The following is a 17,939-nucleotide window of genomic DNA, read 5'->3' as shown; positions in this document are numbered from 1 at the left end:
GATTGTGAGAAGGATTTACACCCTCGCTATTTATTTTGTTTGGGTAGACAAGGGTGTAGGATTATATTTTAGTTGATTTTTTATCTTCCTTTTTTGGTGTACATCATGTCATAGTACTTTTGGTAATCACCAGAAGTAACCTCTTGAATCCAGTCCTGATGCTCCAAATTCCAACGAATTGTCTTCACGATACCCTCGGCAAACATTGTTTCTGGATACCAATCTAACTCATTCTTAATCTTTGTTGGATCAATGGCATAGCGCGCATCATGACCAAGACGGTCTGGAACATGTGTGATTAATTCTTCATTAATCCAGCTAATATCAATATCACCATTAGCATCTTTCACCTGCTTCTTGAGGATAGTGCGGAGATTCTTGTCCTCTGCCATCATGTCGTAGATAGTCTTAATAGTGAGTTTAACAATGTCGATATTCTTCATTTCGTTATGACCACCAACGTTGTAAACTTCACCTACACGTCCTTCACGCACAACCATGTCAATAGCCTTACAGTGATCCTCTACATAAAGCCAGTCACGTACATTTAACCCCTCGCCATATACAGGAAGTTTCTTACCTTCAAGAATATTATTGATAATTAATGGAATTAACTTCTCTGGAAAGTGATAAGGGCCATAGTTGTTAGAACAACGTGTGATACTGATAGGCATGTGATATGTATCATGATATGCCATCACAAAATGATCTGCACTTGTTTTACTTGCTGAGTATGGACTATGTGGACAGAGTGGAGTCTCCTCGGTAAAGTAGCCTTCTGCTCCTAATGAACCATATACTTCATCAGTAGATACCTGATGGTAACGCTTGCCAACCTTCCATGTTGGATAACCCTGCTCGTCTTTACCTGTCACCCATGCACGACGTGCAGCATCCATGAGGTTCTGTGTACCAAGAATGTTTACAGAAAGGAACAACTGTGGATCTTCAATAGAACGGTCAACATGACTTTCTGCAGCAAAGTTTACGAGATAGTCAATGTCATATTCAGCAAAGAGTTGGTCAACAAGCTCACGGTCACGGATGTCACCCTTTACAAAGATGCAACGCTCGTTATCAATATCATCCTTGATAGTACCAAGGTTACCAGCATAGGTAAGTGCATCGAGGATAATAACCTTAATTTCTTCGTTCACATACTTCTTGTGAAGTAGATACTTAATGTAGTTTGCTCCGATAAATCCAGCAGCACCAGTTACTAAATACGTTTTCATATCTTTATTATTTTGTTTGTTTTCTTATTGTTAGTTTTAACAGTTTTATTGTTAGCGACTCTGAATGTTGTGCATTACAAATCAGATAGGTTTAGTTTGTTTATTTCCCAATGTTATAACTTCACAATCAGTAAATTTATTACCTTCGATAGTTAATCTCACTAAAGTTCTATCTTTATGCCATCCACGAAGACCAGCTGCACCAGGATTTATATGAAGTAGGTTTAGTGTCTTATCGAATTGTATTTTGAGGATATGCGAGTGTCCATCAACAAAGAGGTTGGGTGGAGAAGCATAGAGCATACTTTGTACCGAACGATCATATCGTCCAGGATAACCTCCAATATGTTTTAGTAGCACATCAACATCCTCACATTTAAAGCGTAAAATTTCCCGATAGCGGTTGCGCATAGTGTAATCATCTATATTCCCACATACAGCACGGAAGATGGGTTTCATTGCCTCAAACTTATCTGCAACTTCTAATGATCCAATATCGCCAGCATGCCAAATCTCATCACATTCGCCAAGATAGTGTTCATATTTATCATCCCAGTGTCCGTGGGTGTCAGAGATTATACCTATTCGTTTCATTAAATACTTTTTCTTCTGATAAACTCTGCAATTAAATCCTTTGTCTTTTCTAATCCAAGTATACTGGCATCAATGCAAAGGTCATAGCTTTCTGCATGCCCCCACACCTTTGTTGTGTAATAGTTATAATATTTAGCACGCTCACTCTCACCATTTTCTATAAACTTTCGAGCTTCCTCTTTTGAACATCCACGGCGTTCAGAAACGTTTGCAATACGGGTATCCATGGAAGCTGTTATAAAGATATTGATGGTGTTTGGATTATCACGTAAAACGTAATCAGCAGTTCTACCAACAAACACACAGCGTGGATTTTGCTTTGCCACTTCACGAATAGCGTCGCTTTGGAACTGATAAAGACTTTCTTGTGAGAAATTACTCTTATAGAAGTTGTTATCACCCAAGAGAGGAAGGTGTATGTGGAAATGTCCTTTCATAAACCCTTTTTGCTCATCGTTCTGCTCAAAGAACTTCTCCGAGAAACCACTTTCTTTGGCAGCAAGGTTGAGTATCTCACGGTCAAAGAACTGGCAGTCAAACTCATCAGCAAGCATTTTTGCTATGATACGACCACCACTACCTATTTGGCGACCAACATTTATGATTAGTTCCTTTTCCATATTTAGATTCTTAATTTATGATTTTAAGTGTTGATTGTTTACACTCTGCTTTTTTAATCGACGCATGTAGGTTATCATTATGATAGCAGCAACCAATGATGCCAAGAAATCACTGGAAGGCAAGGATGCCCATACGCCATTTAAGTTGAAAAACTGTGGTAGGATAACAAGCAGTGGGATTAAAAACAATAGCTGACGTGAGAGAGACAAGAAGATACTTATCTTTACTTTACCAATGCATTGGAAAAAGTTAGTTACAACCATTTGAAATCCAACGATAGGGTACATCATCATGTTTATTTGAATTGCCTTAATTGCTTGACGAATTAATTCAGGGTCTTTTGTGAACATACGGGCACAGTAATATGGAGCTAAATGTGCTATTAACCAAGCTGTAACCATTATCCCTGTTGCGGCAAAGATGGTAAGTTTTAGTACTCGCATCAATCTGTCTGTCTGCTGAGAGCCGTAATTATATCCAGCTATTGGTTGCATTCCTTGGTCTAATCCAATGACAAACATTATAAAAACCATAGCAACGCTATAAGCTATACCAAAAGCTCCGACAGCCATGTCACCGCCGTATCTTACTAACTGATTATTCATAAAAATAACCACAATACAAGCGCATGCATTCATCAAGAATGGAGAGATACCAATTGAAATAATATTCTCTACCAAATGTCTTTTAAGTCGATAGATGCCACGTTTAAGATGTAATATCTCGTCTTTGTTGGTAAATTGTTTCATCTGCCAGCATAATGCCAATGCTTGTGATAAGATTGTAGCAAAAGCAGCACCACGAATTCCCCAACCCCAAAAGCTGATAAATATAAAGTCTAAAATAATATTTATCAAGACTGTGAATATCGTTGCCATCATAGCCTGGCGAGGTTTGGATGCAGCACGAAGTACAGCATTCATTCCAAAATACATGTGAGAGATAACGTTACCTGCTAAGATAACCTCCATAAAGCTACGTGCGTATGGGATTGTTGCATCACTTGCTCCAAAGAATCGCAGGATTGGGTCAAGGAAAATAAGGCATATAATACCGAAAGCACTGCCTATAATTAAATTTAGTGTTACTGTATTGCCAAGAATATTCTCTGCTGTTTTATAGTCACGCTGACCTAACTTCACACTGATAGAAGTTGATGCTCCTATTCCTACTGCAGCTCCAAAGGCAGCTCCAAGGTTAATAAAAGGAAAGGTAATAGCTAAACCAGATATAGCCATCGGTCCTACAATCTGACCAATGAATATTCGGTCTACAATGTTATAGAGCGAGGATGCAATCATAGCTATAATTGCTGGAAAGGCGTATTGTACCAACAATTTACCTACCGGCTTTGTTCCTAACTCTAAAGTCGCACTCCTATTATCCATTAATATTCTCTTACATTTATACGAATGAATGAAATTCATCCTTATACTATGCTTGCAAATGTACGAAAAAAAAATGAGAAAACCTAATTGTTATGCAATGATTTATAGGATAATAAAACGTAGAACAGTATTTCACTTAGTACTTATACTAAGTTAGTCTTAATTTATCTTCATAAGGAGAAATATTTATTTTCATGAAAAAAAATATTTCTGTTCACGTAAATAAATATTTTTTTTCATGAAAATAATTTGGAAGATAGCATATTTGAGAAGAACAAACAATTCTATAACTTATAAAATATATGATTATAATAAGCTTTAATTATACCAATTAAATTGCTAATATATAGTGTTTTAACTTATCAATTTATAACCCATTAAATAAGTACTTGTCAACTCGTAAACTTGTCTTCTCGTCAACATGTACTCTATACAAGTTCCACCTTCTCCATTTCCTGTTCTTTATCGCAGTAATGACATTTAAGAATACCATGCTCCTTATCGACAACATGGAAAATAGTGTTCATAGGTTCGTTGTTAGTGATGCACTTTGGATTATTGCATCTTACAATGCTCCGAAGCTCGTCCGGTGTCACAACCTTCTTCTTCTCTACCACTTCATAGTCATTAATGATGTTCAACACCACGTTCGGTGCCACGACCGACAAACGAGAAATTTCATCATCAGTAAAGAACTTGTCGCTCACCTTGATGATTCCCTTTGTGCCTACCATCTTCGATGAGAAGTTGAAACCAATAGTGACAGGTGTGGAGAGCTTCTGGAGCTGTAGTAGGTTCACAACTTGAAAAGTCTTCTCTGCTGGAATATGATCTATAACGGTGCCGCTCTTAATAGCAGCTACCAGACGTTCTTTCTTTGACATAATCATATAAGCCTCACTCTGTCTCCTCAATATTGAGGTATGCCTGACAGGGTATTTGTGGGCAGTTTTCTTTGTTCACTCATAGGCATTATGAGTCTATTTCTATTTTTCTTGGGTGATTTTCACTCTATCTACGGCATCATCAGCTCTTATCCCAAAGATTAGCTTACGTATTTTACCCGTGGTGTTGGGCTTGATGGTAATCGTGAGTGTATTACCTGTTAATTCTGCTGTGAACCATTTTCCAAGAATGGCAGTACTGATTACCTCTTCTCCATATATTACTGATGAATCATCAACAGTCTTTCTTGCAAATCGCAGAGTTTGGTAGTTGGTACATACCAACTTGTAGGTTCCTCCTTCAGCAGGAACTGTTATATTCCTTGGGTCACCAGTGTAGTCTGAAGTCCACTTAAAAGTTGTTCTGTGGATATCATCAATTGTATTCTTGCTACAACTGAATACTGTGGTCAAAATAACCAGTAACAATGCTGCAAACGATACATTTTTAAATTTATTCATGTTCATATAATAGATAAAGTTATATATATTATGAGTATATTTTTATTTGTTTTGTGTCACTTCTATTTGATCGAAGATGTCACCTGCAGTCACAACAATGGATAATTTGCGTTCTTTGCCAGTTGTATTGGGGAGGAGAGTGATATAAAAAGTATTTCCTTTCGCTGATATGTCATACCAATCATATTTGATATGATGGAAATCTTGCTCTTTACTACCGGCATAGATGACTGTGTCAGCATCTGTCACGCTACTAATCCATGGTCCCCCATAGTTGGTACATTTTAATTGATAAGTTTCTCCTTCTGCTGTAGCAGTAATCTTTCTTGGATCTCCATGGCGGTCTGATGTCCATTTCATAGGATCCCAACGACCATCTTCAGAGTTTAGTTCACAACTGAATATGGTGGTCAAAAGCATCAGTAGCAGAGCGGCAAACGTACTCTTTTTTAATATACTCATACTCGTAAAAATGATTAAGTTATTATTCTAAAATTGTCTTATCGTTTTTTACTTCCTCCATAGATATACCAAGACAATGGCAGAAAATGGCTTCACGAGCGAAAAGACCATTACGAGCCTGTTCGATATAATAAGCATGTGAACTATCATCAACATCGTATGCAATCTCGTTCACACGTGGCAGTGGATGAAGAATCTTCATGTTTGGACGAGCCAATGAGAGCATATCACGACGAAGAATATAAACGTTCTTAACTCGCTCATATTCCATTAAGTCAGAGAAACGTTCCTTTTGTACGCGTGTCATATAGATAATATCTGCATTGGCAATTACTTCTGGAGTGAAATCCTCATGTTCTTCAAAGTGAATATTATGCTCACGACAATACACTTTATACTCCTCTGGCATAGCAAGTTCCTTTGGTGAGATAAAGTGAAACGTTGGATTAAAATGACGCATGGCCATAAGAAGAGAATGAACTGTTCTACCGTATTTAAGATCACCAACAAGGTAGATGTTTAAGTTCTCTAATGTTCCTTGTGTCTGATTAATCGTATAAAGGTCAAGCAAGCATTGTGAAGGATGTTGATGTGCTCCGTCACCGGCATTAATAATGGGTACAGGTGCCACTTCTGAAGCATATTGTGCTGCACCTTCTATGTGATGTCGCATGACAATCGCATCTGCATAGTTAGATACCATGAGGATAGTGTCTTTCAGAGTTTCACCTTTACTAACACTTGAAACCTTTGCATCGGTAAAGCCGATAACACGTGCTCCGAGGCGGTTAGCAGCTGTTTCAAAACTAAGTCGAGTACGTGTAGAAGGCTCATAGAAGAGCGTTGCGATAACCTTACCTTTAAGTAGCTCTCGGTTTGGATGTTTCTCAAACTCCTGAGCCATTTCAATAAGATAGAGTAGCTGCTCACGATCTAACCCTTGGATATTCACAAAGTTATGCTTTTCCATTTTTGTTTTGTGATGTTTTAGTTCTTTTCTGTTGGTAAAGTTACATTATTATTTTCTAATCGACGAACTATAGAATAGGAAATATCCACCTATATCAAAAAAATATCTATTTATTTTGCTTATCCATTGATTTACATTATCTTTGCATAATATTTTCACAATTTATGAGAAGACATTTTGTACATTTCCTCTGGGGTTCACTTCTTGCCATATTGGGTTTGGTCTTCGTATTCTTCATCTCTGTATGGAATGGATGGGTAGGATACATGCCTGATATGGATGAATTGTCTAACCCTATAGATAAGTTTGCTTCGCAAGTTTATTCTTCTGACCAGCAGCTCATCGGTACTTGGAATGCGGATAATAACAACCGTGTTGCAATTGACTATAATGGTCTTTCACCACATCTTGTCCACGCCCTTGTTGCAACGGAAGATGAACGCTTCTATGAACATTCTGGTATTGACTTTATAGCACTTGGACGTGCTGTAGTAAAGCGTGGTGTAATGGGACAAGCAAGTGCTGGTGGTGGCTCAACGATTACACAGCAGCTTGCTAAGCAGCTTTTCTCAGAAAAAGCACATAGCACAGTAGAGCGTCTTTTGCAGAAGCCTATTGAGTGGATTATTGCAGTAAAGCTGGAACGTCACTTTACAAAGGAAGAAATACTTGCAATGTATTTCAATTACTTTGACTTTCTCCATAATGCTGTAGGAATTAAACGAGCTGCAAATGTCTATTTCGACAAGGAACCTCGTAAGTTGACAGTTACTGAGGCAGCTATGTTGGTGGGACTTTGTAAGAACCCTTCTATGTTCAATCCACTTCGTTATCCAGAGCGTTGTTTGCAGCGTCGTAATGTGGTTTTGATGCAGATGGTTAAGTCTGGCTATGTAACGAAGGCTGAATATGAGGAACTCTCACAGCGTCCTTTAGGACTTCATTTTACAAAGTCAAAGCCTGTAAGTGGTGCGGGTGATTATTTCCAGGCGTTCCTTCGTCAGTATATGATGGCAAAGAAACCTGAACGAGAGAATTACCAAGCATGGCAGAATCGTCAGTTTGTTCTCGATTCTATTGCATGGGAGCAAGATCCACTTTATGGATGGTGTAATAAGAATACAAAGCGTAATGGCGAACCTTATAATGTAAATACGGATGGTTTGCGTATCTACACAACGATTGATACGCGTATGCAGCAGTATGCAGAGGAGTCTGTACGCAAGCATGTAGGTGGATACTTACAGTCACAGTTTAATCTTGCGATGCGTTATAAGAAGAATGCTCCATTCTCATCTAATATTTCTCGTCGTACGATAAAGGAAATTTTGAATCGTTCATGTCGTCAGACTGTGCGCTATCGTCGTCTGAAAGAGCAGGGAGCTACACCCGACGAGATAAGACGTAGTTTTCAGACGCCTCATGAGATGACACTTTTCACATATCATGGTGATATCGATACGGTGATGACACCAATCGACTCTATACGTTATTATAAGTCGTTCCTTCGTTCTGCCTTTATGAGTATGGACCCACATACGGGTGCTGTAAAGGCTTACGTGGGTGGTATCGACTATCAGCACTTTAAGTATGATGTTGTAATGGGTGGTCGTCGTCAGGTTGGTTCAACTATCAAACCATTCCTCTATGCACTTGCAATGCAGAATGGTATGACTCCTTGTTCGCTTGCGCCAAACGTACAGCGTACTTATGGTGGGTGGACACCTCGTAATGGCTCTCGTGCTCGTTATGGTCAGGAAGTACCATTGCGTTGGGCTTTACAACAGTCTAACAACTGGATTTCAGCTTATTTGATCAACCTTCTCGGACCTTCTCAGTTTGTAAATATTCTGCATGACTTTGGATTGAATAATCCAGATATTGATAAGAATACAAGCCCAGTGTTATGTCTTGGACCTTGTGAGGCGTCTGTTGGTGAGATGGCAAGTGCTTATACAACCTTTGCGAATGGTGGTATTCGTTGTGCTCCGCTCTTTGTTACAAAGATTGAGGACAGCCACGGCAACGTTATTGCTAAGTTCCAGCCATTGATGACAGAGGTTATCTCTGAGGTAAGTTCTTATCAGATGATTGATATGATGCGTGCGGTAATTCAGGGCGGTACAGCCAGTCGTTTGCGTTACGCTTATCATCTTACTGCCGATATTGGTGGTAAGACGGGTACAACAAACAACAACTCGGATGGTTGGTTCATGGGTATTACACCTGAACTTGTCAGTGGATGCTGGGTAGGTGGTGAAGACCGTGATATCCACTTCGACCATACTTCAATGGGACAAGGTGCGACAACTGCTCTGCCTGTATGGGCTTACTTTATGCAGCGTGTTTATGCTGACAAACGATTAGGATATAATCAAGGTACTAAGTTTGCTATTCCTGCTAAGTTTAACCCTTGTGAAACAGCAGACACTATTAATGTGAATGGTATACAAGAAGAATACTTCTAAAGTTATTTATAAAAAACTTTAGACAGTATAAAATATAAAAAGAGGAATACACAGATTTATGTATTCCTCTTTTTATATCTAAGTTCTGTTAATGTAAACTTTGTAAAGGGTGAGTGATACTTTCTTCTTACAATAAACCGCTTTTCAATTGTCACGATATTGTTTGTTGTTTAACCCTTAACACAAATGGTGCTAAGCAATAGCACAATATGTGTTGAGTACCAACACAAAGCTATATGTGAGTCACTAATAAACTATATTCTTGTCATGTGATACCCCATTCGCTTTAATTGCATCGCTATCCCCATAAAGTACATTTGGTGGAGAGCTGCAACATAGGCATGAAAGGCATCACTGCTACCAGGAGCAATAGGTAGATGACGAAGCAGACTATTGGTGCGGGCTGCACATTTTGCAACAATATTAGCAACCTCCTGATGCTCGTCAGCTGTAAGAAGTAGTACTTTCTCACAGATATAGTCATCCATGTGGTCGTAGTCAATGCGGTCACGAAGATAGGTATAGAGGTTTTCTACCTTATTATATAGTTCCCAATCTTCGTCCCAGTATTTTGCAATAGCCATACCGACGTACATCATCCATCCAAGGGATACAGTAGGGTAGGCTGCAAATTCTCGCATACCATCAGGTAGGTAAGCTTCAGCAATACCTAACCATTTTTCTTCCATGTCGGTTGTATCAGGTAATATCTTGTCTACAAGTTCCTTCTCTTGTAGATATGTTGTCAAATCCTCTTTGAATTTTTCCTCAAATGGATATCTTAATAGTTCGTCTTGCATTGTTATATATCTTAAAAAGTAAAAATAAGATGTTTACTCTACTTGTTAGGAATCTCAGCTAACTTTTTCTTTACTTCTGCAAGTGCAGCAATCCAGTTAGTATCAAGGGAGAACTGAGTAAGGTAATCTTCACTATTGAAGTAGACCAAGACAAGGTTCTTATCTGGGTCATTGTAAAGAGGATGATTGATACTTGCGTCACGAAATATTTTGAGAATTTGTTCTTTTCTCTTTTGTTTATCCGTACGTGTATATTCCTTTGTGAATAGGTTAACATACTCGTGCATATAATAAGCCATTGAGTCAAGTTGAGCATTGAGGTGGGCAATCTCCTTATTGGATAATTGCTTTGTTGTATCAACGATGGCTGATAATGTGCGAGTATTAAGATAGGTGATAGCATCAACTTTAAAAGAAGCTGCCTTACGAACATTCACGTCTTCCTTGCTGTCAGTAGCTATCTTATAAGCACTTGTATATAGTTGCTTTGACACACGCTCCTGCTGGGCATTCACCGTGAGTACAGAAGCGAGAAGAAATGAAAGTGTTATGATTTTATTTTTCATACGTTTTAAAAATATCCTTGTGTTGTTTTAGTTTATATCTTTGACGTTATTGAAGTCTTTTAGATTTAATATACACAGCCATATATTTATAGATGTAGCTATGTGAGAACTATTGTTTATCTTATTCTGTCTGCATTTTTGCGTGCAAAGTCTTTCCAAGAACCATAGTGCTTAGCATCCGTTGTAGGTCGACTCATCTGTAGGAAATGGCAATAAGCTGCTGCAACAGCATCGGTAGCATCCATAAAATGAGGCATTTGGTCATCACGTAGATGCAGAAGCTTTTGTAGCATACCAGCCACTTGTTCTTTGGAAGCTGAGCCATTTCCCGTAATTGCCATTTTTATTTTTAGTGGTGCATATTCCTGAATGGGAACATCGTGGTTAATGGCTGCAGCGATGACAACACCTTGTGCTCGTCCAAGCTTTAGCATAGATTGTACATTCTTTCCAAAGAAAGGAGCTTCAACGGCTACTTCATCAGGTAAGTATTCGTCAATAATACCTGTTACGCGTTCAAATATCCTGCCCAAACGAAGATATACATCTTTCTCCTTACGCATATCAATGACCCCCATAACAACAAGTTCGGCTTTATTTCCACAGATACGCAGCACACCATATCCCATGACATTAGTGCCTGGGTCGATGCCAAGTAGTATCTTTTCGGGTTGTGAACTTTTTGTTTTCATTTTGAAGGGTTATTTGATTTGTGTGTTATCGATCCATATAAGGATTATGTGCAAGTTCGAATCCAATAGATGTTTGTGGTCCGTGACCTGGGTAAACAATTGTTGTATCAGGGAGTTGTGCAAGTTCTCGGAGACTACTGATAATTTGAAACATACTACCACCAGGGAAGTCTGTTCTACCAATACTTCCTTTAAATAATGTATCACCAGTGAAGAGAACATTTTCTTCTGCGCAATAGAAGCATACAGAACCACCAGAGTGACCTGGAGTATGCATAACTTTGAAGGTGTGAGAACCAAATGATATTATTTGTTTATCAGTTAGTTTCAACTCACCTGCAGGCAAATCATAATCTAATTGCATTCCAAGCATCTGTGCAGCTGCCTGTTTAGGATTATTCATAAACACAGCATCACCTTCAGAAACCTCTGGTTGGAGATTGAAAGCTACGAGAAGAGCAGCATCTCCAAAGTGATGATCAAGGTGACCGTGAGTACCAAGATTATGGACAGGAGTAAGTCCTTCTGCTTTTATATATTCTATAATGGAGTTTTGTTCGCTTTCTGTAAGTGCACCGCAGTCAATAATTACACATTCCTTAGTTTCGTCACTGATAACGTAACAGTTCTCTTGGAGAGGATTAACCTCAAAAGTCTGGATTTTAAGCATAACTGATATTCGGTTGTAAATGGTTGAAAATGAAGAGGTCTTATATTATAAAGTGGGAGGGATAGGATTATCCTGGCACATAAATAAGGTATTTCTCCTTAAACCACTCTTCATCAAACCATTGTGATAGTTCTGTCTTCTCAGCAATGTTCTTGTATGGCTTTAATTCTTCATCAAGGTTTCCACCTTTCAAAACAATGATACCATTTGGCAAAACATTATGCTGATCTGATGCAATATTCTTCTTTACAATCTTCATCAAATCAGGTAGTGGCATTACAGCACGTGATACGATAAAGTCGAACTTACCCTTTTCCTCTTCTCCACGCAAGTGAGCAGGGAGAACGTTCTCAAGTCCAATAGCATCAGCAACTTCCTGCGCTACTCTTACTTTCTTTCCTGTACCGTCAATAAGTTTGAAATTAGCTTCAGGGAAGAAAATGGCAAGAGGAATTCCAGGAAAACCACCACCTGTTCCAAAATCAAGGACATTTGTACCCTCACGGAAGGTAATATATTTAGCAATTGCAAGTGAGTGAAGAATGTGATGCTCATAGAGATTATCAATGTCTTTGCGTGAAATAACATTGATTTTTGCATTCCAATCGTGATATAAAGCATCAAGTGCTGTAAATTGCTCTTCTTGTTTTGGTGTAAGTTGAGGAAAGTATTTCTTTATAATTTCAATCATAATCTTTGTATATGGGTTTTAGCGGTATATAAATAAAGCCAAAGATAATATTAGTTGTCGATAACGACTCTAACTTCTTTCTGACTAATTTCGCCTGGAGTATAGATAAACACAATTGAATCATCTGTGAGAATGAAGTTATCAGTAGGATAGGGATCTATTCCAATGAAATAACCTTTTGCTTGAAGTCCTGCAAAATCATCTTTCTCAAGCTTTTCTCTGTCAGCTATACGCTCAATGATTTCCTTTGTTAGTTTCTCTTTATAATCCTTACCAAACTGCTCTTGAAGTGTGATAAGTTTTCCACTTTTAGGGTCGAAATTACGTACAACTGTGTACTTAGTGAGCTCTCCATTACCGTTGTTAATGGCTATATAAGATAAAGCAGTAATATAGTTATCTAAAGCAGCACGTAATTCAGTCTTGATAGTTAGTTCACCATTGAGTTGACTCTTGTCTTTCTCTCTTTGATGAACAAGCTGTGCAATCTCCATATAATCCTTTATGTACTGACGTACAAAGAATAGAATGGCTGTTCGAGGGGTGAGTTTATTATTATTTATAGAGAAATAGTCTGGTTGTAAAAGCCCCATTCTTAGCAGAGAGTCATTGACAGCAGCATATTTGTTTTCTTTCAAATAGGTGAAATCAACATGAACATGACACTGTATTACATCTGAAAGGTGTGCTATAGTGTCTACAGAAACTACAGCTGTTGGTATATCCAACTTCTTTGGTGCTGATGACTTATGTCCACAACTGCTAATAAAGAATATTATAATTGTGGAAAAAGCAAATATTATAAATAATTTCTTTGTCATATATAGGCTACAAAGTTACGAAAAGTTTTTGTAACTTTGCATTATAAATATAATAATAAATAAGGAAATAATGGTAAAAGCTTGTTTGTTTGACTTAGATGGTGTTGTGTTTGATACGGAGCCTTTATACACTTTGTTTTGGCGTAATTTGGATAAGAAACTACGTCCAAATATAGATAATTTTGAGCATGTTATTAAAGGACAAACACTGGTTCAGATATATGATAAGTATTTTACTGGAGAAGAAGAAAAACAGAAAGAGATTACGACAATTCTATATGAATATGAGCGTAATATGTCTTTTAATTATATTTCTGGTTTTGAGTTATTTATAAAAGAACTTAGAAGTAAAGGTATAAAGACTGCTGTTGTCACAAGTTCTAATCTTGCAAAGATGCAGAATGTTTATAATAAACATCCAGAGTTTAAGGGATATTTCGATGAGATTCTTACTTCAGAAGACTTTGTAGAAAGTAAGCCATCACCCGATTGTTATCTCAAGGCTGCTGCTCGTTTTGGTGTCTCTCCTGAAGAGTGTGTTGTTTTTGAAGATAGCTTCAATGGTTTACGTTCTGGTATTGCGTCTGGAGCACGTGTAATAGGTCTTGCAACTACCAATTCTGTGGCTGAATTAAAACCTTATACAGAGGAGATAATTAGTAATTATGATGGTTTTACTTTGCCAGACCATTAAAAAGGAGTAACTTTGCAGCCCGAAACTAAAATCAAGGTTTTAAATCATGTCGTTTTATATAACAGACAGTGAATTATGTTGGGTACTTGACTTATAAAAGTGACTATGGGATATTTAACAACAGATAAGAAAAAAGTAACTGCAAAGACATTATTAGAAATGAAGGTAGCAGGTGAGAAGATTACTCAGATGACTGCCTATGATTTTACAACAGCAGGAATTATTGACGCAGCAGGGATTGATAGTATTCTTGTTGGTGATTCTGCATCAAATGTGATGGCAGGTAATCAAGATACAACTCCTATTACAGTTGATCAGATGATTTATCATGCACGTTCTGTTGTACGTGCTTGTCAACGTTGCCTTGTTGTTTGTGATATGCCGTTTGGTTCTTATCAGGTGAGCCGTGAGGATGGTATTCGTAATGCTATCCGCATTATCAAAGAAACTGGTGCAGGTGCTCTTAAAATGGAAGGTGGTAAGGAGATTGCAGATACTATTAAAGGTATAGTTGATGCTGGTATTCCTGTTATTGGTCACCTCGGCCTTACCCCACAAAGTATTCACAAGTTTGGGGGGTACGGTCTTCGTGCAAAAGATGATGCAGAGGCTGAAAAACTTATTGAAGATGCACTTGCACTTGATGCAGCTGGTGTTAGTGCTATTACGCTTGAAAAGGTACCAGCAACTTTGGCTACAAAAGTAACATCAATGGTTAAAGCTGCAACAATTGGTATTGGAGCAGGTAATGGCACAGATGGTCAGGTGCTTGTGTATGCTGATGCTCTTGGTATGACACAGGGCTTCAAGCCTAAGTTCCTCCGTCATTTCGCTAATGTCAACAAATGTATGACAGAGGGGGTACAAGAATATATTAAATGTGTGAAGGATACGAGCTTTCCTTCAGAATCTGAGTCATATTAATATTCGTTTATAGGTAAGAATTTATAAATTACGATTCTAAATGATGTTGGATTTATTAATGGAAATATGTATTTAAAAACTAAATAGAGATTATTGTATTCACTATCTCTAACAAAATACATTACATATTTCAGAGTCTAACTCACATAATGATTAATTTCTGGATAATAATGATTTATGGATACTCAAAACATACCTGTTCACGTTCGTTTGTGGAATAAGCATTTTTGGTTGTTGGCAATGGCTAATCTCTTGTTAGTTATGTCGTCTTATATGCTTATTGCTACCATACCTTTACGTATGGAAGTAAGGGGATATTCTATGTTACAAATAGCTTTGGTAATGGGTGTTTTCTTTATAGGAATATACCTCTTTGGTAGTTTATCTGGCTATCTTGTTCAACGCTATCGTCGCAAAAATGTATTTAATCTTTCAACACTATTGTTATTAGGAGTTACAGGTGTACTTTATTATTTAAGTAATCTTCCTTATAACTCTTTTGATTATACGATACTCATTGGACTTCGCTTTATACAAGGAGCTTTCTACGGACTTTCACAACTTGTTCTTCTAAGTACACTGATTATCGATACAGTAGAAGCAGTACATAGAACAGAGGCAAATCATGCTGCAACATGGTTTGGTCGTTTTGCGCTTTCACTTGGTCCTTTAGCAGGACTCATGGTATATCAGACTATGAATTTTGCTTCAGTACTTCTCTTGTCTTGTATTTGTTTGGCTGTATCCTTTGTGTTTGTCAACTTAATAAGATTTCCGTTTCGTATGCCAAGCGAGGATTTCTCTCGCTTTTCTTGCGATCGTTTTCTATTGAAAGGTAGTCATTGGTTATTTGTTAATGTAGTTCTTATCACTACAGTCGTTGGTATCTTATTAAGCATAGAACACTCTCCACGCTTTTATGGAATGTTAATGGTGGGTTTTATTATTGCAATTCTTGCTGAAAGATTTGTCTTTGCAGATGCCGACCTTCGCAGTGAAGCCACAACAGGAATGATAGTCATTGGTATTGCAATTCTACTAATGATTACTCGAAATCAGGAAAGCGTTAGCTATGTTGTACCAATTCTTATTGGTTTAGGAGTAGGACTGATTGGTAGTCGTTTCTTACTCTTCTTCATTAAGATGTCAGACCATTGTCAGCGTGGAACCAGCCAGAGTACGTTTTTACTTGCATGGGAAACTGGAATTGGTGTAGGATTAGTCCTTTCATACGGAGTATTTAATCTTGAATTACCTCTCATCTTATGGATTGGACTTGGAATTTTAGCAGTCTCACTGATTTTGTATGATACCTTTATTCATAGTTGGTACGTAAAGCATAAGCATCGATAATTTACTTTAATTATTTATTGATACATATTTGAATATTAGTACTTTATATATTAATTTAATTAAAGATACTTACTAAGTTTTCATAAACTTGTTAGTAACGTTGTAAGTAAGTATTTCTTAGCGTATAAGGAATGCTTACTTGCGTTTACTCTAATCTGATAAAACTAATATTTCGATTGATGTTATACTACTATAACCCGGTTTTAATAGTAAATGACACTCCTAATCACAAACAAATATAGTTTTTCTTAGTATTATAAAGCATGTTGTTAAGGCTCCGCACCATTGGTGCGAAGCCTTAGCACGACTGGTGCGGAGGCTTAACACGATATGTGATGAGTTATATTATTCCTATTAAAAACAAACTCTATTATTCAATCTTATCATAAAAAAGAATACACTTAGGCTTAAACACGTAAATTATAGCGTAAATATTTCTTGGATAATACTAATTTTCATTGTGATGTAAAGCAAATTTGCTTTTTCGTCAACTTTTTATTATCTTTGCATCAAATTAGCTAATTATATGGGATTATTCGGTTTATTCGGTAAGAAGAAGAAAGAAACACTTGACAAAGGACTTGAGAAAACAAAAGAAAATGTTTTCTCAAAACTGACACGTGCAGTGGCAGGAAAGTCAAAAGTAGATGATGAGGTCTTAGACGACCTTGAAGAGATTCTTGTAACGTCTGATGTAGGTGTAGATACAACTATTAAGATTATCCGACGCATTGAAGAACGCGTTGCCCGCGATAAGTATGTTTCAACAAGCGAGCTTAATAGTATTCTTAAAAGTGAGATAACTGCATTGCTCACTGAAAATAATACTGGAGATAATGGGGAATGGACGTTACCAGAAGGTACACACCCATACGTTATACTTGTTGTCGGAGTAAATGGTGTAGGTAAGACTACAACCATAGGTAAACTTGCTTGGCAGTTTAAGCAAGCTGGAAAGAAAGTTTATCTCGGAGCAGCTGACACCTTCCGCGCTGCTGCTGTTGAGCAGATTCAGATATGGGGCGACCGTGTTGGTGTTCCTGTCGTGAAACAGCAGATGGGAGCTGACCCTGCAAGTGTTGCTTTTGATACCCTGCAAAGTGCTAAAGCAAATGGTGCGGATGTAGTGATTATTGACACGGCAGGTCGTTTGCACAATAAAGTAGGCTTGATGAACGAGTTGAAGAAGATTAAGGATGTCATGAAGAAGGTTGTTCCTGAGGCTCCACACGAAGTACTGCTTGTACTTGATGGAAGTACTGGACAGAATGCCTTTGAGCAGGCTCGTCAGTTTGCAGCTGTAACACAGATTACTTCACTTGCCATTACGAAACTCGATGGAACAGCAAAGGGTGGAGTTGTGATAGGTATCAGCGACCAGTTGAAGGTCCCTGTTAAATATATTGGATTAGGCGAAGGCATGGAAGACCTGCAACTCTTTGATAAGGTGCAGTTTGTTGATAGCCTATTTAAATAGGGTGTTGGGTGTTGAATGTTGGGTGTTGGGTGTTGATGAAGTGATATTACATCCATTTATGCAATTCATCAACATCCAACATTCAACGCTTATCACTAAACAAAGAA

At 37.8% G+C, this 17,939-nt stretch carries 19 protein-coding genes; 5 read left to right on the top strand and 14 right to left on the bottom strand.

Translation table 11 applies throughout. The annotated features are described in order from the left end of the window. Positions 1-80: 80 nt before the first annotated feature. The 8 genes from rfbB to pyrB all read right to left on the bottom strand — a co-directional run bounded on the left by rfbB (position 81) and on the right by pyrB (position 6,676). Positions 81-1,235, bottom strand: coding sequence for a dTDP-glucose 4,6-dehydratase (gene rfbB / locus PMEL_RS11745; RefSeq protein WP_120175441.1), 1,155 nt, complete (start codon positions 1,233-1,235; stop codon positions 81-83). Between the two features lie 81 nt (positions 1,236-1,316). Beyond that, positions 1,317-1,829, bottom strand: coding sequence for a metallophosphoesterase family protein (locus PMEL_RS11740; RefSeq protein ID WP_120175440.1), 513 nt, complete (start codon positions 1,827-1,829; stop codon positions 1,317-1,319). After that, entirely contained in the window at positions 1,829-2,449 is a 621-nt protein-coding gene (locus PMEL_RS11735; RefSeq protein ID WP_120175439.1) for an AAA family ATPase, read from the bottom strand. Before PMEL_RS11735 ends, PMEL_RS11740 begins: the two co-directional genes overlap by 1 nt. Before the next feature lie 15 nt (positions 2,450-2,464). Further along, positions 2,465-3,838 (bottom strand): MATE family efflux transporter, encoded by a 1,374-nt coding sequence (locus tag PMEL_RS11730; protein ID WP_120175438.1) that lies wholly within the window; start codon positions 3,836-3,838, stop codon positions 2,465-2,467. Positions 3,839-4,266: 428 nt separating this feature from the next. Then, positions 4,267-4,722, bottom strand: a complete 456-nt coding sequence (gene pyrI / locus PMEL_RS11725) for an aspartate carbamoyltransferase regulatory subunit (protein WP_004359464.1) — start codon at positions 4,720-4,722, stop codon at positions 4,267-4,269. 102 nt (positions 4,723-4,824) lie between these two features. Next, positions 4,825-5,196, bottom strand: a complete 372-nt coding sequence (locus tag PMEL_RS11720) for a hypothetical protein (protein ID WP_231999433.1) — start codon at positions 5,194-5,196, stop codon at positions 4,825-4,827. Between the two features lie 90 nt (positions 5,197-5,286). Then, the gene (locus tag PMEL_RS11715; protein ID WP_120175562.1) at positions 5,287-5,604 is read right to left on the bottom strand and encodes a BACON domain-containing protein; all 318 of its coding nucleotides are present in this window, start codon (positions 5,602-5,604) and stop codon (positions 5,287-5,289) included. Between the two features lie 124 nt (positions 5,605-5,728). Next, positions 5,729-6,676, bottom strand: coding sequence for an aspartate carbamoyltransferase (gene pyrB, locus PMEL_RS11710; RefSeq protein WP_120175436.1), 948 nt, complete (start codon positions 6,674-6,676; stop codon positions 5,729-5,731). A 164-nt stretch (positions 6,677-6,840) separates the two neighbouring features. Between pyrB and PMEL_RS11705 the strand changes: the two genes are divergently transcribed. Further along, entirely contained in the window at positions 6,841-9,144 is a 2,304-nt protein-coding gene (locus tag PMEL_RS11705) for a transglycosylase domain-containing protein (protein WP_120175435.1), read from the top strand. Positions 9,145-9,398: 254 nt separating this feature from the next. Here the strand turns inward: PMEL_RS11705 and PMEL_RS11700 are convergent, their stop codons facing one another. From PMEL_RS11700 to PMEL_RS11675, 6 genes are all read right to left on the bottom strand, one after another. Beyond that, positions 9,399-9,944 (bottom strand): hypothetical protein, encoded by a 546-nt coding sequence (locus PMEL_RS11700; RefSeq protein WP_120175434.1) that lies wholly within the window; start codon positions 9,942-9,944, stop codon positions 9,399-9,401. 38 nt (positions 9,945-9,982) lie between these two features. Beyond that, a complete protein-coding gene (locus PMEL_RS11695; protein ID WP_172586793.1) occupies positions 9,983-10,510 on the bottom strand; it encodes a hypothetical protein in 528 nt (175 codons plus the stop codon). Positions 10,511-10,626: 116 nt separating this feature from the next. Continuing rightward, entirely contained in the window at positions 10,627-11,202 is a 576-nt protein-coding gene (ruvC, locus tag PMEL_RS11690; RefSeq protein ID WP_120175433.1) for a crossover junction endodeoxyribonuclease RuvC, read from the bottom strand. A 25-nt stretch (positions 11,203-11,227) separates the two neighbouring features. Next, entirely contained in the window at positions 11,228-11,872 is a 645-nt protein-coding gene (locus PMEL_RS11685) for an MBL fold metallo-hydrolase (protein ID WP_120175432.1), read from the bottom strand. Positions 11,873-11,939: 67 nt separating this feature from the next. Continuing rightward, positions 11,940-12,563 (bottom strand): 16S rRNA (guanine(527)-N(7))-methyltransferase RsmG, encoded by a 624-nt coding sequence (gene rsmG / locus PMEL_RS11680; RefSeq protein ID WP_120175431.1) that lies wholly within the window; start codon positions 12,561-12,563, stop codon positions 11,940-11,942. 50 nt (positions 12,564-12,613) lie between these two features. After that, entirely contained in the window at positions 12,614-13,384 is a 771-nt protein-coding gene (locus tag PMEL_RS11675) for an RsiV family protein (protein WP_120175430.1), read from the bottom strand. Positions 13,385-13,454: 70 nt separating this feature from the next. Between PMEL_RS11675 and PMEL_RS11670 the strand changes: the two genes are divergently transcribed. From PMEL_RS11670 to ftsY, 4 genes are all read left to right on the top strand, one after another. Beyond that, on the top strand, positions 13,455-14,078 hold the full coding sequence (locus tag PMEL_RS11670) for an HAD family hydrolase (RefSeq protein ID WP_120175429.1): 624 nt from the start codon (positions 13,455-13,457) through the stop codon (positions 14,076-14,078). Positions 14,079-14,183: 105 nt separating this feature from the next. After that, entirely contained in the window at positions 14,184-15,002 is an 819-nt protein-coding gene (panB, locus tag PMEL_RS11665) for a 3-methyl-2-oxobutanoate hydroxymethyltransferase (RefSeq protein WP_120175428.1), read from the top strand. Positions 15,003-15,179: 177 nt separating this feature from the next. Continuing rightward, positions 15,180-16,355 carry an MFS transporter gene (locus PMEL_RS11660; RefSeq protein ID WP_120175427.1) on the top strand — a complete coding sequence of 392 codons (1,176 nt, stop codon included), beginning with the start codon at positions 15,180-15,182 and terminating at the stop codon, positions 16,353-16,355. Positions 16,356-16,881: 526 nt separating this feature from the next. Beyond that, a complete protein-coding gene (ftsY, locus tag PMEL_RS11655) occupies positions 16,882-17,832 on the top strand; it encodes a signal recognition particle-docking protein FtsY (RefSeq protein WP_004359448.1) in 951 nt (316 codons plus the stop codon). The last annotated feature ends 107 nt before the right edge of the window (positions 17,833-17,939 follow it).

Origin of the sequence: Prevotella melaninogenica (assembly GCF_003609775.1) — a bacterium.
In the GTDB taxonomy this organism is placed as follows: domain Bacteria; phylum Bacteroidota; class Bacteroidia; order Bacteroidales; family Bacteroidaceae; genus Prevotella; species Prevotella melaninogenica_A.
The sequence above is the reverse complement of the archived record's forward strand: the minus strand, read 5'-3'. Positions and strand labels throughout refer to the sequence as shown.